This window comes from Acinetobacter sp. UBA5934 (assembly GCF_002430855.1).
Classification (GTDB): Bacteria; Pseudomonadota; Gammaproteobacteria; order Pseudomonadales; family Moraxellaceae; genus Acinetobacter.
Genome location: NZ_DJDC01000199.1, coordinates 1 through 7,805, shown reverse-complemented (window position 1 = coordinate 7,805; position 7,805 = coordinate 1). Strand labels below are relative to the sequence as shown.

The 7,805-nt window shown below is 38.3% G+C and carries 7 protein-coding genes; all 7 read left to right on the top strand.

What is annotated here, in order from left to right; translation table 11 throughout:
• Positions 1 to 1,332, top strand: a 1,332-nt coding sequence (locus B2Y23_RS15010) for an FAD-dependent oxidoreductase (protein ID WP_291371667.1), incomplete at its 5' end; no start/stop codon positions are given.
• Between the two features lie 442 nt (positions 1,333 to 1,774).
• Positions 1,775 to 2,659 (top strand): metal-dependent hydrolase, encoded by an 885-nt coding sequence (locus B2Y23_RS15005; RefSeq protein ID WP_291371665.1) that lies wholly within the window; start codon positions 1,775 to 1,777, stop codon positions 2,657 to 2,659.
• 162 nt (positions 2,660 to 2,821) lie between these two features.
• A complete protein-coding gene (locus B2Y23_RS15000) occupies positions 2,822 to 3,412 on the top strand; it encodes a LemA family protein (protein ID WP_291354948.1) in 591 nt (196 codons plus the stop codon).
• 84 nt (positions 3,413 to 3,496) lie between these two features.
• Positions 3,497 to 4,507 (top strand): TPM domain-containing protein, encoded by a 1,011-nt coding sequence (locus B2Y23_RS14995; protein WP_409449761.1) that lies wholly within the window; start codon positions 3,497 to 3,499, stop codon positions 4,505 to 4,507.
• A complete protein-coding gene (locus B2Y23_RS14990; protein WP_291371661.1) occupies positions 4,501 to 5,061 on the top strand; it encodes a TPM domain-containing protein in 561 nt (186 codons plus the stop codon). The genes B2Y23_RS14995 and B2Y23_RS14990 overlap by 7 nt, the downstream gene beginning before the upstream one ends.
• 205 nt (positions 5,062 to 5,266) lie before the next feature.
• On the top strand, positions 5,267 to 5,710 hold the full coding sequence (locus B2Y23_RS14985; RefSeq protein WP_291371659.1) for a pilin: 444 nt from the start codon (positions 5,267 to 5,269) through the stop codon (positions 5,708 to 5,710).
• A gap of 62 nt (positions 5,711 to 5,772) precedes the next feature.
• Positions 5,773 to 7,674: a hypothetical protein gene (locus B2Y23_RS14980; protein ID WP_291371657.1), complete on the top strand. Its 1,902-nt coding sequence runs from the start codon at positions 5,773 to 5,775 to the stop codon at positions 7,672 to 7,674.
• Positions 7,675 to 7,805 lie beyond the last annotated feature (131 nt).

The following is a 7,805-nucleotide window of genomic DNA, read 5'->3' as shown; positions in this document are numbered from 1 at the left end:
TTTGTGGAAATTTATAAACCTTTTACAGCGGAAATTGCGGCAAACCAGACGCATCGCTGTTTAGGCTGTGGTAACCCGTATTGCGAATGGAAGTGTCCGGTACATAACTACATTCCAAACTGGTTAAAGTTAATTGCTGAAGGTCGCATTTTCCAGGCGGCTGAACTGTGCCATCAAACCAATACACTGCCTGAAGTGTGTGGTCGCGTATGTCCGCAAGACCGTTTATGTGAAGGGGCGTGTACCCTGAATGATGGTTTCGGTGCAGTGACCATTGGTAATGCTGAAAAATACATTAACGATACCGCTTTTGCTTTGGGCTGGCGTCCAGACATGTCACACGTCAAGTGGACAGATAAAAAAGTTGCGATTATTGGTGCAGGTCCTGCGGGTTTAGGCTGTGCGGATATTCTGGTGCGTAATGGTGTAAAACCGGTTGTCTTTGATAAACGTCCTGAAATTGGTGGTCTACTGACTTTTGGTATTCCAGAATTCAAGATGGAAAAAGACGTGATGAAACGTCGCCGTGAAATTTTTGCGGGTATGGGCGTTGAATTCCGTTTAAATACTGAAATTGGTACAGATATCACCATTGATCAGCTTCTTGCAGATTATGATGCCGTATTCATGGGTATGGGAACCTATACTTACATGAAAGGCGGCTTCGCAGGTGAAGATTTGGATGGGGTTGTCGACGCGCTTGATTTCCTGATTGCCAATGTGAACCGTACCCAAGGTTGGGAAAAAGATCCATCTGAATACATCAGCGTTGAAGGCAAAAAAGTGATTGTGCTTGGCGGTGGTGATACAGCGATGGACTGTAACCGTACTTCAATCCGTCAAGGTGCTGACTCAGTGGTCTGTGCTTACCGTCGTGATGAAGAAAACATGCCGGGTTCACGTCGCGAAGTGAAAAATGCGCGTGAAGAAGGGGTGGAATTCCAATTTAACCGTCAACCTATCGAAATTGTCGGTGAAAATGGCAAAGTGACTGGGGTTAAATTCGTGACTACGCAATTGGGTCAGCCTGATAGCCGTGGCCGTCGCAGTCCTGAACCTGTACCGGGTTCTGAAGAAATTTTACCTGCAGATGCGGTACTTCTTGCCTTCGGTTTCCGTACCAGTCCAGCAGATTGGTTCTCCGATGTGGAAATCAATCTGGATGGTTCTGGCCGTGTAGTTGCCGCTGAACAGCAAGAGTTCAAGTTCCAGACATCGAATCCTAAAATTTTTGCTGGTGGCGATATGGTGCGTGGTTCTGACCTGGTGGTGACTGCAATCTGGGAAGGTCGTCAGGCTGCTGAAGGTATCCTGGATTATCTTGAGGTTTAATCTCAAATTAAACATGAATAAAAAACCCGCTTCGGCGGGTTTTTTTATTGCCCAGATAACGCCTCTCTTTATTAGGGGAGAGTCGGGGGAGGATTTAAAAAAATCGTATTCATTTTTTAGAGCTAAAGAAAACTGTCTCACAAGCAGCATATTTTTAATCTGATTTTTAGAATTCTTGTTCTTTGAAATAGGGCAGGCTTTTAAATTTTCCCTTATCTTCGCTCTATTCCAGGAGATATAGGAATAGTTATACGATTTCATTTATTTTGGCGATTGGGTATTTCAATTGAATCGCCCTGTATCTCCCTTTGATAAAGGAAGACTTTAATCAGGAGATAAAATGAACTTTTTCGCAAATCCGTTAAGCGCTTCTGCCATATCTGTGATAAATAATGCTGTCCATACTGTGTTTATTATCTGATCAATTTTCAGGATTGAGACAATGACACAAGTGACGGCAGAAAAATCATATCAAAATCGTCCAAAAGTGAGTGGGATTACAGTACGTAAGCCACAATTTAATCCGCAAGCGATTCGTCGCCATTACTTTGCCAATTCACCCCTTATGTCGCATTTGCTGACTGCCTTATCTTCCACTTTTCCGATTGGGGAGCAGTTCTTTGTACATAGCGTGCGTAATGTACGCGATAAAGTGAAAGATGAAAAACTTCAGGCACAAATCGCGGCTTTTATTGGGCAGGAAGCCATGCATTCCAAAGCACATGCAGAGTTTAATGCTGCGTGGCGTCGCGATGATTATCATCTGGATCGCTTTCAAGCTTGGTTGGAGCGTAAAAACAGCTATGTAAAAGGATTCCATCCTAAAATCCAGCTGGCAATTACCTGTGCCTTCGAGCATTTCACCGCATTATTAGGTGGCTATATTTTGCGGCATCCTGAAATCTTGGCAAGCCTGGATGAAGATACAATTAAGCTCTGGGTCTGGCATGCAATTGAAGAAATTGAACATCGCGCGGTCGCTTTTGATGTGTATCGGCAGGTGTATGCTGACGATAAAGTACGCCGTATGATTATGCGCAGTGTCACCACCGGTTTTGCCAGCTTGACCTTCTACTCGGCCACCCGGTTATTTTGGCAGGACAGGAAAAAAAGTATCCCTAAAGTGACCGGTAATCTTTTGGGGATGTATTTAATCGGAAAAATGTTCGTACAGTTATTGCCTGAATATTTATCCTATTTTAAAGCCGATTTTCATCCTTCAGAAATTGACTATACAGATATCGTGAATGACTGGAAGCAACGACTGGCGACAGAGTATTTACATCCAGAATTTCAAAAAGAATTTTTAGCAGTTACGTATAGCTGATCATAATTTTTTATTGATTAAGCTCGATTGATGATCGGGCTTTTTTATTTTCCCCAGTAAAAAAGGTTTGAATGCTAAATAAATCAAACAAAACTGAAGGGTAAATATGTTTACAATAAAATTATTTAAACAAATACAAATAAATAATTGAGGAATAGCACAATGAATTTTATCAAAAAAACATTTGTTACTTTGGCGCTGGCCAGTACGCTGACCTTATCAGGCTGTGGCTATAACACTTTACAGGTGAAGGATGAGGCTGTAACCGCTTCTTGGGCAGAAGTGCAAAACCAGTATCAACGCCGCGCAGATTTGGTCCCCAATCTGGTCAATGTCGTTAAAGGCTATGCCAAACATGAAGAGCAGGTGTTGACTGAAGTCACTCAGGCACGCGCCAATGTTGCGGGCTTAAAAGTTGATAAGCAAGTATTGGAAGATCCGGCCTTATTCCAGAAATATCAGGAAGCTCAGGCACAGATGACCAGTGCATTGTCACGCTTGATTGCTGTCTCTGAAAATTATCCTGACTTAAAAGCGAATCAGCAGTTTCGTGATTTACAGGTACAACTAGAAGGTACTGAAAACCGGATCGCGGTGGCACGTAACCGTTATATCACCACAGTTCAGGATTTTAATGCTTATTCACGTCAGTTCCCGCAGGTGATGACAGCCAAAGTCATTGGTATGGATCCAAAACCGAATTTCAGTGCCGAGCAGAGTGCGCAAACTGCACCTAAGGTGTCATTTAATTAAAAGCGTATTTGACTAGAAAAGGATGCATGTATGCTTGCTCCAGAAAAGAAAAATTCTCTCGTTCGTGTTTTGCAACTGCTTGTCATGTGCTGTGTAGTATTGTCGAGTCCATTGGCTTTAGCGGAAGTGGCAACGGCTACGGATAACGAAGAAGCGGTGATTGTAGGGAAAGTGATTCAGGAGCAACAAGGAGCTAATCAACAGCAAATACCGTCATCCGCAGCCCAACAAGCCCCGCAACCTCAAATTGCCAATGATATGGCAGAGGGAGAATTGATCCGTGGACTGCCAACGCTAAATACCCCTGTTGTAGATCAGGCAAACTTATTAACTGAAAGTCAGAAGCAGGAGATCAGTCAACGGATTTTAAACCTGCATGAACAAGGCAAAGCACAAATTGGTGTGGTGATCGTACCGACTACAGGTCAGGAAGATATTTTTGATTTTGCCATGCGGGTTGCTGAAAAATGGCAATTGGGATCTGCCAAGCAAGATAACGGTCTGCTTATGACAATTGCGGTGAATGATCGCCGTATCCAGATTTTAACTGGATATGGTCTGGAAGGTGTGTTGCCGGATATTATTGTCAGTCGGATTATTAATCAAAAAATCACACCTTATTTCAAGCAAGCTCAATATGCCCAAGGCATTGATGCAGGCTTGGCTGAGATTGAACGTATTTTAAATATGGATCCTGAAGTTGCAGCGAATGCTGCACAGGAACTGAAAGAACGGCAAGAAAAAGCCTTGCATGAACAACAGGCCAAAGAGAAAACCTTTAGTACAGCACTATTTATTTTAATTGCCGGTATTGTGGGTTCCTTTATTGTAGGTAAAGGGTTGAGTGCTTCGACAGCAGCGGTCGCGGGTACGGTGGCTGGCCTGGTCAATGGTGTCGGACTGCTGACCAGTTTAATGATTGGAGCGGGAATTTTCTTTTTACTTATCACAGCTATTGCACAAACCATTTTTCAACTTGTACTTTTATCTGCCGGTCGTGGCGGTGGTGGAGGACGAGGTGGCGGCTTTGGCGGTGGTGGATTTAGTGGCGGCGGTGGCGGCTTTGGTGGTGGAGGGGCATCAGGATCATGGTAACGACAACAGAGACGACAGAGATTGTCACACAACCTAAAACAGAAGAAGTGAATCAGCCAAGTTTTAAGCGCTGGTTGAAGCATTTTTTATATATGCCTGCTACCAAGCGATACTTTTCCAAACAGGATCAGGATGCGATTGCTCAGGCTGTGACTCAGGCTGAGTGTGGACATGTCGGGGAAATTCAGGTGGTGATAGAAGGTCATCTACCTGTAAATCAGGCATATTATCAAGAGACTCGCATGCGTGCTCGTCAGTTATTTGCAGAACTTGGGGTGTGGGATACTGAATATAATAGTGGAGTACTTTTATATATCAATTTATGTGAGCGTAAAGTTGAAATCGTGATTGATCGAGGGATTCAACAAGCAACGGAACAAGCCGTTTGGGATGACATCTGCCAAAATATAATTTCTCAATTGGCTCAAAAACAGTTTAAGGCGGCCGTGGTGAATGGAGTAATAAGTATAGGAGAAGTACTCAATCAGTTTTATGCTCAATCGGTTCACGATACAAAAAATGAATTGGCCAATCATCCAATTATTTTACGTTAGAAAACAGGTGGAATAGTGACGTAAATTGTCACTTTTTTACTAAATAAAACATTAAAACTACGTTGTAACAATTTTATTTTTTTAAAGTGCTGTTTTTTCTGTTAATTTTATTATAATCAGTTTTGGCACAGTTAGTGCTAAATATAAATAAGCTAAATTAGCTTACAAAGCTTATAAATAAACAAAAACATTTGTGGAGAATGTTATGAACAAAATGCAAAAGGGTTTTACTCTTATTGAATTAATGATCGTTGTAGCAATTATCGGTATTTTGGCCGCTATCGCGATTCCTGCTTATCAAGACTACATCACTCGTTCACAAGTTTCTGAAGCAGTAACTTTAGGTGGTGGTTTGAAAGCTCCACTTGCTGAATATGGCGCTGATAAAAATGCCTGGCCTACAGCTTTAATTGCACCAGATGCAACTGCTGCAAGCAACCAATTAAATGCAACGATTATTGGTAAATATTCTACCGTTACAACTAGTGTTGGTGGTACTTATCCAACGGGTACAGTGACAGTAACTATGACAACCGGTAAGGCTAATGGTTCTACTTTGCAATATGCTACAGCAAATGGTGGTTCTAACTGGTCTTGTACTGGTGGCTCAATCGAACAAAAATATCGTCCAAATGCTTGTAAAAACTAATTAATAAAGCATTATGAAACAAGACCTGAAAGGGTCTTGTTTTTTATGGGGAGTGATTAAATTTGTTCAAAAAGATAAAACAATATAGATTATATTTTGCATTAATTTTTATTGGCGTATTTGTTAGTTGTTTATATTATCCGGTATTAAATGCTCAATATGTCTGGGATGATACATTACTTATTGTTACAAAAACAGGATTAAGAGAAAATGCTTTATCTTGGGAATTAATATCCTCTCCAGTATTGCCAGGTACTAGTTACTTTAGACCATTAATTTTCTTAAGCTGGTATTGGGAATTTAAATTTTTTGGACAAAATCCCTTTATTTCGCATTTAATAGGAATTATTGTTTTTGCAGTCAATAGTAGCTTAGTTTTTATTTTTGGATTATTACTGTCAAAAAGATTTTATATTAAAAATGGATTTTTTTTATCTTTAATTGCAACTATCTTATATATCTGTCATCCTTCGCTAATTGAGTCTACAGTGTGGGTATCAGGACGGTTTGATCAATATTGTACACTTTTTAGCTTACTTACCTTATTTTTATTTGTGCGCGGTTTTGTTTCATCTAAACAATCTATATCTTTTATATATGTGTTAGGCATATCTTTTTGTTATCTATTAGCTTTACTTAGTAAAGAGTTAGGTATTGTATTGCCTATCATGATAATTATTTTTTATGTTTGCTTAGAGAGGAATTTAAACTATTTAGAATTATTAAAAGATGCCTTTAAATATCAAAAGATATTAATCATATTTTTGCTAATTACAACATTTATATATTTTGCATTGCGTATTTCGGCAATGAATCAAGTTTATCATGTAAAACTTGATGAAAATTATTACTACAACTTTGTTTGGCTGCAAATTTTACCCTTATATGCAATTAAATATTATATTATTCAAATTTTTTTACCATTTTCAAATATTGATATTCTTGCTCCTTTAAATGAAATTGATAATAGTATTGTAGGTAAAGTATCTGCCTCTTTAGCTGGTCTTTTTGTGTTGGCATTAGTTGTTTGGTCTTTAATAAAAAGAAATTTATCATCAGCTTTATTTTTATGTGCTTTTATTGGTCTATTTTTAGTTTTGTATTTTATTCCATTAGGTTTGTCTTCAAATTTAGGTCATAGTCGTTTTTTGACATTACCTCTAGCTTTTATTTCTTTATCTTTAATATTCTTCCCATATCAAGAGCTATTTAAAAAAATATTAATTAAAAATAGCTTTAAAAAATTAATTCGTGTATTAGTGTGTACAACATGGATAGGTTTATCTATTTTGACAGTAAGGAGTGTTATTCCTTTTTGGATGAATGAATATACATTATGGAGTTGGGCATATAAAAATCATTCGCAATCTGCATTAGCTAGATACAATTATTTATATGCAGCGACCGTTTATCATAAATTTGATGAAGTTATTCAAGTTGCTGAAAAATATAAAAAAGAAAATGGTGGCCTTGAAGTTCCTGATCAAGCTGTATATGCAAATGCATTGCTTAATAAGGGTGATGTGGAGAGCTTAAATTATTATGAAGGTGTGATTAGTGTATTGCCTAAATTCCATGAAATTAATACTAAAGAACAACGAGCAAAAGTTAATAATTTTAATATGACAGCAGCGCAATTGGGGGATGTTTATTCTTCTTATGCTATAGGTGTATTACTTATGAGAAATGATATTCCGCTAGCAATGAAAAACTTAGAAATTTCTGAATGGTATAGAAACTCAGATGAAAAAGCAAATGTCTATTATTATTTAAGTATTGCATTATTTTTATCTAATAAGGAAAAAGTAGCTCTGGAGATTTTTCAGCAGCAAAAAAAACGAGATTTGAAAATTGGCGTTAATAACTACCGAATAGTTCCTGACCTGATTGCAAAGTATTGTATAAAATATGATGCCGTCAATACGCAGTGTTCAGGGTTTTTAAAAAATAACCCTTTTCACTAAATAACGAACAGGTAAATTAGAAATGAATGATCAAATAGTTACTCTTAAAGAGAGATTAAAAGTTTTTTTATATCATCTTGGTTTTTCAGTTGTATTATTAGTCATTTCTTTATTTTTAATTTTATATATTT

What these genes read in the sequence shown, in the direction of transcription:
- B2Y23_RS15005 (WP_291371665.1), top strand. Translation starts at nt 1,775, where the DNA reads ATGACACAAGTGACGGCAGAAAAATCATATCAAAATCGTCCAAAAGTG.
- B2Y23_RS15000 (WP_291354948.1), top strand. Translation starts at nt 2,822, where the DNA reads ATGAATTTTATCAAAAAAACATTTGTTACTTTGGCGCTGGCCAGTACG.
- B2Y23_RS14995 (WP_409449761.1), top strand. Translation starts at nt 3,497, where the DNA reads ATGTGCTGTGTAGTATTGTCGAGTCCATTGGCTTTAGCGGAAGTGGCA.
- B2Y23_RS14990 (WP_291371661.1), top strand. Translation starts at nt 4,501, where the DNA reads ATGGTAACGACAACAGAGACGACAGAGATTGTCACACAACCTAAAACA.
- B2Y23_RS14985 (WP_291371659.1), top strand. Translation starts at nt 5,267, where the DNA reads ATGAACAAAATGCAAAAGGGTTTTACTCTTATTGAATTAATGATCGTT.